The organism is Rhodococcus sp. IEGM 1354 (assembly GCF_030056855.1).
Taxonomy (GTDB): Bacteria; Actinomycetota; Actinomycetes; order Mycobacteriales; family Mycobacteriaceae; genus Rhodococcoides.
In genome coordinates this window covers 511,899-527,052 of record NZ_JASHKT010000003.1, presented here as the reverse complement: position 1 = coordinate 527,052, position 15,154 = coordinate 511,899, and the positions used below count along the sequence as shown (strand labels likewise).

Below are 15,154 nucleotides of genomic sequence, written 5' to 3'. Positions count from 1 at the left end.
GCTACACCCCCACAGTTTGCTCCAACAGGACGGACCGAGATGGTTTCCCGTCCAAGGATAGGATGAGATCGGCGATGAACTGCACCAATTCGACATCGCGGACGCGCGCCGCACCGACACCGCCACCTTCGACGCGGGGCAACGGCAGCTGCACCACTCCGGTGGTCGCACGGTACGTCGCGCTCGGGTAGAGGCGCTTGAGCCTGATCTGCTTGGAATCGGGCAAGTCCATCGGAGCCAACTTCACCTGTGTTCCGGCCACATTGACGTCGGTCAGGCCGTATTCCTTGGCGATCAGGCGCAGCTTCGCGATGGAGACCAGGCGGCCGACCTCCTCGGGTAGCGGGCCGTAGCGATCGACTAGTTCGTCGATGACGGCGTCGATGCCTTCCGAGTCGGCCGCGGCGGCGAGTTTCCGGTAGCCCTCGAGCCGAAGCCGGTCGCTGGTGACGTAGTCCGGTGGGATGTTCGCGTCGACGGGGAGGTCGATACGCACTTCCTTGGGTGCCTCGTCCGTCGTGATCGGCTTACCGTCGGCGGCAGCGCGGTAGGCCTCGACCGCTTCACCGACGAGCCGCACGTACAGATCGAATCCGACGCCGGCGACGTGGCCGGACTGCTCGGCTCCCAGAACATTTCCGGCACCACGAATTTCGAGGTCCTTCATCGCCACGGCCATACCGGCTCCGAGGTCGGAGTTCTGCGAGATGGTCGCCAACCGGTCGTAGGCGGTTTCGGTGAGCGGCTTCTCCGGCGGGTACAGGAAGTACGCGTACCCGCGTTCGCGGCTACGACCCACTCGACCGCGCAGCTGATGCAGCTGGGACAGGCCGAGCGAATCGGAGCGTTCGACGATCAGCGTGTTGGCGTTGGAGATATCGAGACCGGTCTCGATGATGGTGGTGCACACCAGCACGTCGGTCTCGCGTTGCCAGAAACCCTGCACGGTGCGTTCGAGCGTTTCCTCGTTCATCTGACCGTGTGCGGTCGCCACTCGCGCCTCGGGAACGAGATCGCGAATCTTCTTGGCCGCCTTGTCGATCGAGCTCACTCGGTTGTGTACGAAGAACACCTGACCGTCACGCAGCAATTCACGCCTGATGGCGGCCGCAACCTGCTTGTCGTTGTAGGCACCGACGTAGGTCAGGACCGGATGTCGCTCCTCGGGCGGGGTGAGGATGGTCGACATCTCGCGAATGCCCGCCAGGCTCATCTCCAGCGTTCGCGGAATCGGGGTGGCCGACATCGTCAGCACGTCGACGTGAGTTCGGAGCGACTTGATGTGCTCCTTGTGCTCGACTCCGAAACGCTGCTCCTCGTCGACGATGACCAGACCGAGGTCCTTCCAGGCGACACCGGTTTGCAGCAACCTGTGCGTGCCGACGACGATATCGACTGTGCCGTCGGCCAACCCGGCCATGACCTCCTTGGACTCGGACCCGTGTGTGAAGCGGGAGAGCCCCTTCACCGTGACCGGGAACGACGCCATCCGCGCGGTGAAGGTCTGCAGATGCTGTTGCGCGAGCAGCGTTGTCGGGACCAGGACGGCCACCTGCTTGCCGTCCTGAACTGCCTTGAACGCGGCGCGAACCGCGATCTCGGTCTTGCCGTAGCCGACGTCGCCGAGAATGACGCGGTCCATCGGAACCGCCTTCTCCATGTCGGCTTTGACGTCGGTGATGGCCGTCATCTGGTCGACCGTCTCGGTGAAGCCGAACGCATCTTCCATTTCGAGCTGCCACGGGGTGTCGGGTCCGAAGGCGTGCCCGGGAGCTGCCTGACGAGCGGCGTACAGCTGCACGAGCTCGCCGGCGATCTCGCGAACTGCTTTGCGCGCCTTGCGTTTGGTGTTGGCCCAGTCGGATCCACCGAGCTTGCTCAGAGACGGTAGCTCACCACCGACGTAACGCGAGAGCTGATCGAGCGAGTCCATCGGGACGAAGAGTCGGTCGCCGGGGTGACCGCGCTTGCTCGGTGCGTACTCGACGACGAGATATTCGCGTCGGGCACCGCCGATGGTGCGCTCGACCATCTCGACGAATCGGCCGATGCCGTGCTGGTCGTGGACGACGCTGTCGCCGGCGACGAGAGCCAGCGGATCGACCTGATTGCGACGCTTCGCCGGTAGCTTGCGCCCCTCCCCCGCCGCCGCGACACGGTTTCCGGTGAGATCACTCTCGGTGACGACCACGAGCTTCGCGTCGGGAAACACGAGGCCGTCGTGCAACGATCCGCACAGGACGTTGACGACGTCCGGAACCGGGACTGCACCGGAATCAAGGTGTGCGGCAGGCACTTCGGCCTCGGCGAGGCGTTCGATGATGCGCTTGGCGGTACCGGCTCCGGCCACGGAGATGACGGCCCGTCCCCCGGTGGCGATGTGAGCTCTCAGGTTGGTGTAGAGCGCCGCCAAGGCTTCCTCGGAACCTCGTACCTCGGGCACGGGATCGACGGCGAGCTCCACCTCTTCGCCGTTGCCCGATGCCAACGGACTGATGGTCCACCACGGCCGGCCGTGCACCTGCGCCGATTCACGCACCTGCCGCAGCGAGCGGTACGCGGAGGCACCGAGATCGAGCGAGGCCCCCTCGAGGCTGGACGTATCGAGGGTGGATGTATCCAGTGGCGCAGCTCCACCGATGGACGCTGCAGTCCAGGACGCTTCGAGGAATTCCTGCCCGGTGCGGACCAGATCGGTTGCGCGGGTTCGGATTCGCTCAGGATCGCAGAGCAATACGTGGGTCCCGGCGGGCAGTGTGTCTGCGAGCAGTTGCAACTCGCCGGGTTGCAGCAGCGGCAGCAGCGCCTCCATGCCCTCCACCGGGACTCCGGCCGACAGCTTGTCCAGCATTTCGACCAACGCGGTGTCACCGGCATTGTCGGCGGCGAGCACGGCCGCGCGGTCGCGGACCTCCTGTGTGAGAAGCAGTTCCCGGCACGGCGGCGCGATGACGAGATCGACCTCGTGATCGGGCAGCGAGCGTTGATCGGCGACGGCGAATGCGCGAAGCTCGGTGATCTCGTCGCCCCAGAATTCGACGCGGACCGGATGGTCGGCCGTCGGCGAGAACAGGTCGAGAATGCCGCCGCGGACGGCGAATTCGCCGCGCTTGCCCACCATGTCGACGCGCAGGTATCCGAACTCGACGAGTCGGTGGATCAAGCCGTCGAAGTCCAGATCCAGACCGACCTTCAGCGTGACGGGTTCGATCTCGCCGAGGCCCGGGGCCATCGGCTGCACCAGTGAGCGGACCGTGGTGACGATGACGCGCAGCGGATCGCCGTAGTCGCTGTCGCCGGGGCGGGCGAGACGACGAAGAACGTCCAAGCGCTTTCCGACGGTGTCGGCGCTGGGCGAGAGCCGCTCGTGCGGCAACGTCTCCCATGACGGGAACATGGCGACGCCGCTACCGAGGATCTGAGTGAGTTCACTCGTGAGGTCGTCGGCTTCGCGTCCCGTCGCAGTGACGATCAGCAATTGGGTCTGCTGTGCGATTGCCGCGGCCACGAACGGGCGTACCGAGTGCGGCCCGATCAACGTGTGCTCGGCCGTTCCGATCGCGTCGGCGACCGCGACCATCGACGCATCCGTCAACGCGACACTGGCGAGCCCCGAGAGATGAAGCGCCGCGTCGGGAACGATCGGGGCCGGCCCGGACGTGGTCATGGCAGGCAGGGAATCGGAAGACAACAGCAATGCTCCTGAACGAGTCGAGGCGATGGCTGCGCACGCACAGTCCCGTCGAGTCTATGGGAGCGCACCGACACCGTGACACGCGGGAGATGCCGTCGAACCAGGACCGAGCCCGAGAATCAGGACTCGAAAACGAAGCCTGGAACTAGGGCCCGAAGCGAATGACGCGACGGGCAGCGAATTCGCGGAAGTAGTCCAGCTTGTTGGTCGGCACCAGCGCGGGGAGCAGGTAGTACCAGAGTCGCTCCATCCGCGAGGGCAGTTCCTCGGTGGTGGAGGTGGCGACGGCGACCATGTGGACCCCGGTGAGGATTTCGAGCACGAGTGAACCGATGGTGCTCGGATCCGAACTGGGGTCGATGTCACCCTGCGCGATGGCCTTGGCGGCGAGCTTGTCGAACGCGACGCTCCAGCCGGCCATCACGTTGCCCTCGGTGCCGCGGTAGTCGCCGATCTGATGGCTCAGCCGCAGCATCGCCGACACCATCGGGTCGGTGACGGAGAGGTCGACGACGATGTAGGAGATACCGATCGCAGCTTCCAGAGCCGGGATACGCCCGTCGTTGAACTGCATGCAGGCCGTGGTCAGACGCGCATTGCCCTCGTCGATGACGGCACGTGCGAGTTCTTCCTTCGAGCCGAAATGGAAGTACAACGCGCCCTTGGTGACCTGGGACTGAGAGATGATTTCACTGAGGCTTGCGTTCGCGTACCCGAGGCGCAGGAAGACATTCGCTGCGCCTGCAAGCACGGTGTCGCGAGTGATCTCAGCGCGAGCCTGCCTGACCATAGGATCCGCCTCTGCGATTGAACTTCCACTGCGCAAATTACGCCCGAACGGTACCACTGGGCAGCTTTACGTTTGACGTCAACATGCATCGGTCCGGATGACAATCGCCCCTGATGTGTTGCGCCCCTCCCGCCCGACAAAGGGGACGATACCCCCTTTTTTCGTCGGTGAGAGCCGAAACCGAGTTGTCATTCCTCGGTCAGTCGAGGGTCCGCCTCCAGATTCGTCAGCCCGTTCCAGCACAGGTTCACCACGTGGGCCGCAACCACTTCCTTGGACGGCGTTCGCACGTCGAGCCACCACTGTGCCGTCATCGACACCATTCCGACCAACGCCTGCGCATACATCGGCGCGAATTCCGGATCCAGACCGCGTCGCGAGAAATCGCCCGCGAGCATGTGCCCGACGCGTCCCACGGCCTCGTTGAGGAGAGACGAGTACTTGCCGTCCTCGGCCGATGCCGGCGAATCACGGACCAGAATGCGGAATCCGTCGGTGCGTTCCTCGATGTAGGTCAGCAGGGCGAGCGCAACCCGTTCGACCCGGATACGCGACCGGTTGAGTTCGAGAGAACTGGTGATCATGCCCAGCAGCGTCGACATCTCACGATCGACGATGACGGCGTAGAGGCCTTCCTTGCCACCGAAGTGTTCGTAGACCACCGGCTTGGACACGTTCGCGCGACCGGCGATCTCCTCGACCGACGCCGCCTCGTAACCACGTTCGGCGAACAGCGTGCGCCCCACCTCGATCAACTGCTCGCGTCTCTGCGTCCCCGTCATGCGGACACGAGGTGTGCGTTCCTGCTCGGAGGCTGCGCCTGTCATCGATTACCGCTTCCGTCACCGACCGTGTGCAATGCGGACGTCGAATCGACGCCTCTTACAGACTAACGATGCCCGATCCATCCGTTTTTTCCGTCGCAGGGGGCCGCGCCGGAACGACGCGAGTGGTCTGTTATGCGTCGCGGTTCGACTCACCGCCACCTCTCATGCGAGGATCGGTGCGCTCAGTGGGAGCGCAGCGGCTAACGAATGCGTCGTTCGATTCGTCGGCCACTGTTGCCACCGCTGGTCGATTATCCGCCGTGGTGTAATGGCAGCACCTCTGATTTTGGTTCAGATAGTTCAGGTTCGAGTCCTGGCGGCGGAGCGAGCAAGACCATTCGTGCATGCCCGTTTCGCGTCATCGCCCCGAGGAGCTCAATGCCTGTGCAGACCGCCGTGGTCGTTCTCGCTGCGGGGGCAGGTACCCGAATGCGGTCCAAGACTCCGAAAGTTCTGCATCCCCTGGCCGGCCGCACCATGCTCGCCCATGCGCTGCACGCCGCCGCCGATCTGGGCCCGGACCACCTGGTCACCGTCGTCGGCCACGATCGCGAACGGGTGAGCGCCGCAGTTCACGATCTGGCCACCACGTTCGGTCGCACCATCCACACCGCAGTGCAGGACCGACAGCTCGGTACCGGGCACGCCGTTCAGTGCGGCCTCGCGGCGCTGCCGGACGATTTCGAGGGCACCGTCCTCGTCACTGCCGCCGACGTCCCGCTGCTCGACGGCCATACCCTCAAAGCTCTGCTCGACGAGCACCTGAGCGCTCCCCGCCCGGCGGCGGCGACGGTACTGACGTTCCTCCCCGAGGACGCCAACGGCTACGGCCGCATCGTGCGCACGGACGACGGCGAGGTGGCCGAGATCGTCGAACATGCCGACGCCACCCCCGCTCAGGTACTCATCGGCGAGGTCAACTCCGGCGTCTACGCATTCGACGCAGTCGCACTGCGCACGGCATTGGGCAAGCTCAGCACCGCCAACGCGCAGCACGAGCTGTACCTGACCGACGTCGTCAAGATCAGCAAGGCCGACGGCAAGGCCGTCTACGGCACCCAGCTCGCCGATCCGGACCTGGTGGTGGGGGTCAACGATCGCGTTCAGCTGGCGCACGTCACGTCCGTGCTCAACCGCCACATCATCGAACGACACATGCGCGCAGGCGTGACCGTCGTCGATCCCGCGACCACCTGGATCGACATCGACGTCACCCTCGGCGCGGACGTCCGCATCGAACCCGGCGTGCAACTACACGGCAAGACACACATCGCCGACGACGCGGTCGTCGGTCCCGACTCGACACTGCGTGACGTCGAGATCGGCGAGCGCGCATCGGTCGTCCGTACCCACGCCGAGCAGGCCGTCATCGGCCCCGATGCGACGGTCGGGCCGTTCACCTACCTGCGCCCCGGGACCGTCCTCGGCACCGGCGGCAAGCTCGGTGCCTACGTGGAGACGAAGAACGCGACGATCGGCGACCACACCAAGGTCCCGCACCTCACCTACGTCGGCGACGCCACGATCGGGGAGCACAGCAACATCGGTTGCTCGAACGTCTTCGCCAACTACGACGGCGTCAACAAGAGCCGCACGGAAATCGGATCCCATGTACGTACCGGATCCGACTCGACGTTCGTCGCCCCTGTGCACGTGGGCGACGGCGCTTACACCGGTGCAGGAACAGTGATTCGGGAGGATGTTCCTCCCGGCGCACTGGCCGTGTCCGGTGGCAAGCAACGCAATATCGAAGGCTGGGTCGTTCACAACAGACCCGGAACCGAAGCTGCACAGGCAGCGGCGCGCGCAGATCGTGCTCGGCAAGAACTAAAGGACGGCGAAAAGCAGTGACCACCCCTAATTGGATCGACAACCAGAAGAACCTCATGTTGTTCTCTGGCCGAGCACATCCGGAGTTGGCCGAGCAGGTCGCCAAGGAACTCGGTATCGATGTGACGCCACAGACTGCGCGTGACTTTGCCAACGGCGAGATCTTCGTGCGCTTCGAGGAGTCGGTCCGCGGATCGGATGCGTTCGTTCTGCAGTCGCACCCGTTCCCGCTGAACACCTGGCTGATGGAACAGCTCATCATGATCGACGCACTCAAGCGTGGATCCGCCAAGCGCATCACCGCGATCCTGCCGTTCTACCCGTACGCACGCCAGGACAAGAAGCACCGCGGCCGCGAGCCGATCTCCGCTCGCCTCGTCGCCGATCTGCTCAAGACCGCCGGTGCGGACCGCATCATCACCGTCGATCTGCACACCGACCAGATCCAGGGCTTCTTCGACGGTCCCGTCGACCACATGCACGCCCACAGCCAGCTCGCCGATCACATCCGCGGCAAGTACAGCCTCGAGCACATCACCGTCGTCTCCCCCGACTCCGGCCGTGTGCGCGTCGCCGAGAAGTGGGCCGACTCGTTCGGCGGCGCACCGCTCGCCTTCATCCACAAGACGCGTGATCCCCTGGTGCCCAACCAGGTCAAGTCCAACCGCGTCGTCGGCGACGTCGAGGGCCGTACCTGCATCCTCATCGACGACATGATCGACACCGGCGGCACCATTGCAGGCGCAGTGAAGGTCCTCAAGCAAGCCGGAGCGGGTGACGTCGTCATCGCCGCAACCCACGGCGTGCTGTCCAACCCGGCTGCCGAGCGCCTCGCCAACTGCGGCGCCAAGGAAGTAGTCGTCACCAACACCCTGCCGATCAGCGACGAGAAGCGCTTCGACACGCTGACCGAGCTCTCGATCGCACCGCTGCTCGCCCGCACCATCCGCGAGGTCTTCGAAAACGGCTCCGTCACCAGCCTTTTCAACGGCAGCGCGTAACAGTAGGTCTGTTTCGCTCGATCAGAACCCGCTCCGCCCGCCCCCTCCCTGCATTGCATGAACTACGTCACGCCCGTGACCGGAATATGCAGCTCGCGAGACGGGGGTGTGCGGGGCGGGTTTTGTTGTCACCTAAGATCACTCGTCGTGATCGACGCACATTCTCTCAACGCCCCGGCCGGAACGACTACCGTCAGAATCGCTCGATGGACGCCGGGCGGGTGCGTCTGGTGCGGCAGCACCGACAGCGTCGAAACCTTCCGTAACGAGCCGCGGTGCGGCCTGTGCCGAGAGAAGGAAGCCGTCATCGACGAGGCGAAGCACTTCATCGGTATGTACGGCCTGCGGCCTCTCGGTGGCACGCTCGCGTCCGACGACGAGGAGGAGCGCGAGTACCGCGTCACCGCCCGCGATGCGCGTGAGGTGCTCAACCGCATTCGTCTCGAGAAGCTCCCCGACCCGGCCGCCGTCCGCAAAGCGTTGCGGCCCAGAGCCGCTGCTGCTGTGAACGCAGCGGCGTCTTCGTCGGCCACGTCGTCGGGGTCCGCTACGGCGAAGGCACCCACCAAGAAATCGCAGGCCGGTGTCACCGGAATCGACGCGATCGAACTGCAGTCGCGGGTGGAGAAGTTGCTGACTCAGCTCACCTCGGTGGACGAACAGATCAGCGCACTCGACGGCGCGCAGGGACTACCGGCACGCGCCCGCATGAAGGATCTCGAGAAGCAACGGACGACCGTCCTGACGACGCTGGCCGCCCTCGAGAAGGCTCGTCGCCGCACCAACTGATGCACGTAGTCTGATCGAGTGCTACGCAAGCGTTCGATCTCACGGCAGGTGCTCGATGCCACGTATGCCGTCGTCTTCGTTCTGCTGCTGCTTCCGTCCACGCTGAACGGAGTCGCCGGCAACCCAGGGGTGGGCGTCCTGGCCGCATTCGGAGTTGCGCTGGCCGTACGCCGCCGCTCGCCACGGTTGTCTCTGGCACTCGCCTGGGTGATTGCCATCGTGCAGATGGTCAGCGGGGTTCTGCCGCTGTCCGCCGACACCGCGATCTTCGCGATTCTGTACTGCTCGGCCGCCTACGGCGACAACGTGGTTCGACGCCTCGGGCTGGCATCGGCAGTGGGCGGCGGAGTCATCGCAGCGCTGTATCTGGCGTATGTGGACGGCAATCCGTTCGGCCCGCCGACGGAAGAGGGCTACCAGGAACCCCGAATCGCGCAGTTCGCTCTGCTCCTCGCCGGCCTCTGGGCCATGTTGGGGTTGTCCTGGGCACTGGGCCGCCTCGCCTACGCCAGGCGCACCGCCATCGAATCCGCACACGCCCGCGAGCTCGCCGAGGTCCATCAGGCCCGCGCCGAGCACGAGGTGGCTGTCGAGCAGGAGCGCAACCGAATTGCCCGCGACATGCACGACATCGTGGCGCATTCGCTTGCCGTGGTGATCGCACAGGCCGACGGCGCACGCTACGTACGCGCTGTCGATCCCGCCGCGGTGGACACCGCACTGACCACCATCTCCGATACCGCCCGCGCCGCGCTGTCCGATGTACGGGTACTGCTCGGCCAGCTGCGACACAGCCAAGGAGACTTGCCGAACCCGACATCGGAGGATCTGGATCGACTGCTCGCCTCGATGCGGGCCACCGGTCTGCAGATCGACGCCTCCATCGACACCACCGGTACATCGTTGGGGGCCGGAGCGCACCTGGCGCTGTACCGCATCGCACAGGAATCGTTGACCAATGCGCTGCGCCACGGTGACTCGGACGAGCCGGTGTCCGTCACCATCGAATCCGATTCTGCCGGCGTCGAACTGACGGTGCGCAACAGTGTCCGTCCCGGCCGTTCGGTCACCGAATCCTCCGGCCACGGTGTCGCCGGCATGAAGGAGCGTGCCGGCCTCTCGGGCGGTACGTGCATCGCGTCCGGTGACGATTCGACGTGGACCGTCACCGCGTGGCTGCCTGCCACGTCCGAAGCCAGCAAGGGAAAAGTGTCATGAGCGAACGCATCAGAGTGGCCCTGGTGGACGACCAGCAACTGTTCCGGGCGGGCATACGTATGCTCATCTCTTCCCAGTCCGATCTCGAGTTCGTCGGGGAAGCCGGGAACGGCGTCGAGGCTGTTGCGCTCGCCGCGTCCGCGTCACCGGACGTGATGCTCATGGACGTGCGGATGCCGGTGCTCGACGGTATTGCCGCCACCGAGCAGATCCTGGCCGCATCCGACAGTCCGCCGCGGATTCTGGTACTGACCACGTTCGACCTCGACGAGAGCGCTGCACGTGCAATCCGTTCCGGCGCAAGCGGATTCGTGCTCAAGGACGCAGACCCGGAATTCTTGCTCGCGGCCATCCGCACGGTGCACGCGGGCAACTCGGTCATTGCTGCGTCGGCGACGACCGGCTTGCTCGCGCACTTCACCCCGACTCCCGCGGTACCGAAGGTGCCGGCCGAATTCGCCACTCTCACGGCGCGCGAGAAGGAGCTGTTCAGGCTCACCGCACGCGGGTTGAGCAATTCCGAGATCGCCGAGCTGGAGTACCTCAGCGAAGCAACCGTGAAGACACACATCAGCCGTATCTTCGCCAAACTGCACCTGCGCGATCGGGTCCAGTTGGTGGTCTATGCATTCGAGCACGGACTGACTGGAGACTGACACCGAAGTCATCCTGCAGATGTACGACGCGAAGACTCGCGCCTGATTACTTCGGTCCGGCGAATTCATAGCGTTGGTGCCATGACGATCACAGCAGGCCCTGTTGCACGGGCAGTTCAAGTCAGCAAGCATTTCGGCGACTCTTCCAACCCGGTGAGCGCGCTCGACAACGTCTCTCTCGATATTCAGGGCGGCCGGTTCACCGCCATCATGGGGCCATCGGGTTCCGGAAAATCCACCCTCATGCACGTCATGGCAGGGTTGGATACCGCCAGTTCCGGACAGCTCATGCTGGCCGGAGCCGACATCACGTCGGCGGGCGACGACGCTCTGACGACGTTGCGCCGCAAGCAGGTCGGCTTCATCTTCCAGTCGTTCAATCTCGTTCCGACCCTCGACGTCAGGGGCAACATACTGCTGCCGTTCGAGCTCGACGGCCGCGCGCCCACCGCCGAGGAGTCGGCCTGGATCGAGCAACTCATCGACACCCTGGGGTTGCAGAGCCGCGTCGGACACCGGCCCCATCAGCTCTCGGGTGGGCAGCAGCAACGCGTCGCGATCGCTCGTGCTCTGGGCACTCGGCCGCAGCTGATCTTCGCCGACGAACCCACCGGCAACCTCGATTCCCGCACCGGGCGTGAGGTTCTCGGCCTCCTCGCTGCGGCGGTACATCAGTACGGTCAATCCATCGTGATGGTCACCCACGATCCAGTCGCGGCCAGTTACGCCGATCGCATCGTCTTCCTCGCCGACGGCCGCATCGTCGACGAACTGGGACGCTCGACGCCGGAACAGATCTCGAACTACATGCTGGGGATGGAAGGTGTTCTCCGATGAGTGTGTCCACTTCTGCTCGGGCGTCTCGGGAACACGGTGCGAGCATTCTGGTGACGGCGCTCGCGTCGTTCTTCGGCGTCGTGCTGATCCAGGCCACTGCGTTTCTGGTCGACATCTTCGACGACGGCAGCGACAGCACCGGAATCGTGGCGTTGTACTGCGTGGCACTGGTGTTCATCGGCCTAGCCCTGTATGTCGCGGCTGTCGTCACCTCCAACACGTTCGCGACGATCGTGGCCGGCCGCACCCGCACCATCGCTTTGCTCCGCCTGCTAGGTGCCCGGGCTCGTGACCTGCGTCGATCGGTCGCCCGGGAAGGCTTCCTCGTCGGGTTGTTCGGTGGCGCAGTCGGTCTGGTGCTCGGTGTCGGTGTCAGTCACCTGGCCCGCGCCGTTGCGGTCTCGGCCGATCAGTTGCCGGACGTGCAGTACACGTCGGTGCAACCTCTCGTAGTCCTTCCCGTCGTCATCGTGGTTCTGACGACGACGCTGGCGTCGTACGTCGGATCACGGAAGGTTCTGGACGTCACTCCGATTCAGGCGACCGGCGGTGCCGTCGACACCGGGATCGAGACCCCACGGTCGCGGCGGGTACGGACGGTGCTGTCGATCGTGCTCATCGCCGGCGGTGTCGTGCTGCTCGGCCTCGGTGTGCTGATCGGGATGGTCAACCCCGGCGGAGTACTGGTCGCGTTCTTCGGCGGTGTGGCATCGTTCACCGGCATCATGGTGGGTGCGTACCGCATCCTGCCCGGCGTGCTCCGACTCGTCGGGAAGATGGCGGGCCGCGGGCCTGCCGCACGGTTGGCGTCCGCCAACGCCATTCGCTATCCCGATCGCAGTACTCGCACCGCAGTGGGCCTGCTCATCGGGGTGACCTTGGTGGTCACCTTCGCGGTCGCGATGTACAGCTATCGATCGATGCTCGTCGACGAGTACGACGAGGAGACCATCGGTCAGGTGCTGACGGTGACCGTCGGAATCATGACCGGCCTCATCGGCTTCTCCGCGGTGATCGCGGCAGTCGGCATGGTGAACAACCTGCTGCTGAGCATCCTGCAACGCACTCGGGAAATCGGTCTGCTGCGCGCCCTCGGGTTCACCCGCAAGCAGATTCGCTCCATGATCGTCTCGGAGAGCACTCAGATGGTGGTCGCGTCGATGGGCTTCGGGCTGATCCTCGGCATCGGATACGGTTGGGCCGCAGCACAATCGCTGCTGGGTTCACTGAGCGGCGGCGGCGTGTCTGCCCCGACACTCCCCTGGGCCGTCATCGCAGGCACGGTGCTGTGCGGCGGGCTGCTGGCCCTCGGTGCGTCATTGGCCCCGGCGCGGCGGGCCAATCAGATCTCGCCGGTACTCGCGTTGGCGGACACCTGATCGCGAGGCTTCGGGTTGGCTACCAGGGGCAGGGTTGCGCACTATGTTCGCCGATCGACGGAATTCCGTCGATCGGCGACCGTAGCGTGCAACCGTGCCCGCTCCGCCGGGCAGTCCTGTGGATAACGTCGTCGAGTTATCCACAATTGCGAGATTGCCACTGTTGCGCGGGCCCGTCAGCCGCAACGGTGTAGCAATGGGGGTCTACACAGTGCAGCAATTGCTCGCACAAGGAATCAGCACGAGCACGATTTCGAGGCGGTCGCGGTCGGGTGAGCTGGTGCGACTGCTACCGAAGGTCTACGCGACGGGGAAGCCAGACTATTTCGGACTGTGCCTCGGGGCCACCCTGTGGAGACCGGAGGCCGCACTGAGTCACGAAAGTGCGGCATGGTTATGGGGACTGATCCAATACGAACCGCGTCTGGTCGACGTCACTGTCGGCCCGACCGGCCAGTCGAGGTCGGTGCCCTGGATCCGAGTTCACCGCCGAGTTCTCGGCGACATCACCACGCGACGCGGCATGCGAGTGGTGTCCCTGGAGCAAACGTTCGTCGATGTCGCGACCTGCTTGTCGACGCCCGATCTCGAGAAGTTCTTCGACAACGCCATAGACAATCACGTGCCGTGGCGTCGGGTCGCTGAACTGTGTGACACGGCAAAAGGCATGGACGGGATGGCTGCAGTGCGCAAGCAGCTTCGAACCTGTTGCCCGAGAACTCTATCCGAGCCGGAACGGGTCGTGGCGCGGGCATTGAAAGCTCGCCACTTCACAATGGAGATCAATGCGCGCGTAGGTAGGTTCTACGGCGACCTGGTCGACTTTTCCGCACGAGTCATCGTCGAGATCGATGGACGAGAGTTCCACACCGATCCCGCGACGTTCAACAGTGATCGTCGACGGCAGAACGAGTTGGTGCTCGACGGATGGTTGGTGCTGCGATACTCGGCGGCCACAGCGCTCGCCGAACTCGATCGCGTCGTGGACGAAATCATCACGGTGGTGCGTCGTCGCCGGAAGTCGATTGCAGCAACGGGACGTCGACTCCCGTGAATACGCGGCATCGACGGGCAAGGTTGCGCACTACCGACGCCGATCGACGGAATGCCGTCGATCGGCGAACATAGTGTGCAGTGGTGCCCGCAATGCCAGCGGTTCGTTCAGACCCTTCCGGCCAGGATCAGAGCGAAGCGCGAATCGGCGTCGGACCACAGGTGGTGGACGTCGAAGCCCGCCACTTTCAATTCACCCGCAATGCCGTCCGGCCGGAACTTCGCGGAGATCTCGGTACGTAGATCTTCCCCGGACTCGAAGTGCACCTGCAGGTCCAGATCTTTCAGATACACCTCTTGCGCAGCTGTGGCCCGCAACCGCATCTCGATCCACTCGTGCTCGGCGTTCCACAGTGCCACGTGCTCGAAGGCCTCGGGGTCGAAGTTCGCGCCGAGTCGAGAGTTCAAGACCGACAACACGTTTCGATTGAACTCCGCTGTCACACCGGCCGCGTCGTCGTATGCGGGAACGAGCACGTTCGGATCGATCACCAATCCCACCCCGAGCAGCAAGAACTCGCCGGGGTCGAGTGCGTCCGCCACGGCCGCCAGGAATTCCTCCCGTTCCTGCGGGATGAGGTTCCCCAGAGTGCCGCCGAGGAAGGCAATGGTGCGGCCTGTTCCGGAGGGAAGATTGTGCAGGGTATCGGTGAAATCGCTGACGATGCCGTGCAGTTCCAGCGTCGGGAACTCCTTCGAGATCTGCTCGATGGCACCCTCCAAGGCGGTACTGGACACATCCTGAGGCACATACGTTGTCAGCGAACCGTGTTCGATGCCGGCAGACAACAGCAGCTTGGTCTTCTCCGACGAACCCGAGCCCAGCTCGATCAACATCGACGATTCGGTGGCCCGGGCGATGTCGAGTGCATGCTCCTCGATCAGCGCGCGCTCGGTGCGGGTCGGGTAGTACTCCGGCAGCACCGTGATCTGCTCGAACAGCTCACTGCCGACGGCATCGTAGAAATACTTGGGCGAGAGCCACTTCGGGTCGGCCGTCAAGCCCTCCCGCACGTCCTTGCGCAATTCGTCCAGCAGCGTCGTATCGGTCAGATGTACGTCCACCGTGCTCATGACTCT

At 64.5% G+C, this 15,154-nt stretch carries 12 protein-coding genes and 1 tRNA gene; 9 read left to right on the top strand and 4 right to left on the bottom strand.

Translation table 11 applies throughout. The features are described 5' to 3' along the window. Position 1: 1 nt before the first annotated feature. The 3 genes from mfd to QM588_RS09690 form a co-directional block, all read right to left on the bottom strand. A complete protein-coding gene (gene mfd / locus QM588_RS09700; RefSeq protein ID WP_283312889.1) occupies positions 2–3,667 on the bottom strand; it encodes a transcription-repair coupling factor in 3,666 nt (1,221 codons plus the stop codon). A gap of 172 nt (positions 3,668–3,839) precedes the next feature. Beyond that, complete coding sequence (locus QM588_RS09695) at positions 3,840–4,484, bottom strand: ScbR family autoregulator-binding transcription factor (protein ID WP_283312810.1); 645 nt, start codon at positions 4,482–4,484, stop codon at positions 3,840–3,842. A gap of 188 nt (positions 4,485–4,672) precedes the next feature. Next, entirely contained in the window at positions 4,673–5,311 is a 639-nt protein-coding gene (locus tag QM588_RS09690; RefSeq protein WP_283312809.1) for a TetR/AcrR family transcriptional regulator, read from the bottom strand. A 254-nt stretch (positions 5,312–5,565) separates the two neighbouring features. Here QM588_RS09690 and QM588_RS09685 point away from each other — a divergent pair. The 9 genes from QM588_RS09685 (at position 5,566) to QM588_RS09645 (ending at position 14,075) form a co-directional block, all read left to right on the top strand. Then, positions 5,566–5,636 (top strand) — tRNA-Gln (locus QM588_RS09685). Positions 5,637–5,689: 53 nt separating this feature from the next. Next, positions 5,690–7,162, top strand: a complete 1,473-nt coding sequence (gene glmU / locus QM588_RS09680) for a bifunctional UDP-N-acetylglucosamine diphosphorylase/glucosamine-1-phosphate N-acetyltransferase GlmU (protein WP_283312808.1) — start codon at positions 5,690–5,692, stop codon at positions 7,160–7,162. Then, a complete protein-coding gene (locus tag QM588_RS09675) occupies positions 7,159–8,142 on the top strand; it encodes a ribose-phosphate diphosphokinase (protein ID WP_283312807.1) in 984 nt (327 codons plus the stop codon). Before glmU ends, QM588_RS09675 begins: the two co-directional genes overlap by 4 nt. Before the next feature lie 147 nt (positions 8,143–8,289). Further along, positions 8,290–8,931, top strand: a complete 642-nt coding sequence (locus QM588_RS09670; protein ID WP_283312806.1) for a hypothetical protein — start codon at positions 8,290–8,292, stop codon at positions 8,929–8,931. 18 nt (positions 8,932–8,949) lie between these two features. Then, on the top strand, positions 8,950–10,149 hold the full coding sequence (locus QM588_RS09665) for a sensor histidine kinase (protein WP_283312805.1): 1,200 nt from the start codon (positions 8,950–8,952) through the stop codon (positions 10,147–10,149). Then, positions 10,146–10,805, top strand: a complete 660-nt coding sequence (locus QM588_RS09660; protein WP_283312804.1) for a response regulator — start codon at positions 10,146–10,148, stop codon at positions 10,803–10,805. The genes QM588_RS09665 and QM588_RS09660 overlap by 4 nt, the downstream gene beginning before the upstream one ends. 81 nt (positions 10,806–10,886) lie before the next feature. After that, positions 10,887–11,642 (top strand): ABC transporter ATP-binding protein, encoded by a 756-nt coding sequence (locus QM588_RS09655; protein WP_283312803.1) that lies wholly within the window; start codon positions 10,887–10,889, stop codon positions 11,640–11,642. Continuing rightward, positions 11,639–13,021, top strand: coding sequence for an ABC transporter permease (locus tag QM588_RS09650; protein ID WP_283312802.1), 1,383 nt, complete (start codon positions 11,639–11,641; stop codon positions 13,019–13,021). Before QM588_RS09655 ends, QM588_RS09650 begins: the two co-directional genes overlap by 4 nt. Before the next feature lie 196 nt (positions 13,022–13,217). After that, positions 13,218–14,075 carry a DUF559 domain-containing protein gene (locus QM588_RS09645; protein WP_283312801.1) on the top strand — a complete coding sequence of 286 codons (858 nt, stop codon included), beginning with the start codon at positions 13,218–13,220 and terminating at the stop codon, positions 14,073–14,075. 107 nt (positions 14,076–14,182) lie between these two features. Here QM588_RS09645 and egtD read toward each other — a convergent pair whose 3' ends face one another. Continuing rightward, positions 14,183–15,148, bottom strand: coding sequence for an L-histidine N(alpha)-methyltransferase (egtD, locus tag QM588_RS09640; protein ID WP_283312800.1), 966 nt, complete (start codon positions 15,146–15,148; stop codon positions 14,183–14,185). Positions 15,149–15,154: the final 6 nt, after the last annotated feature.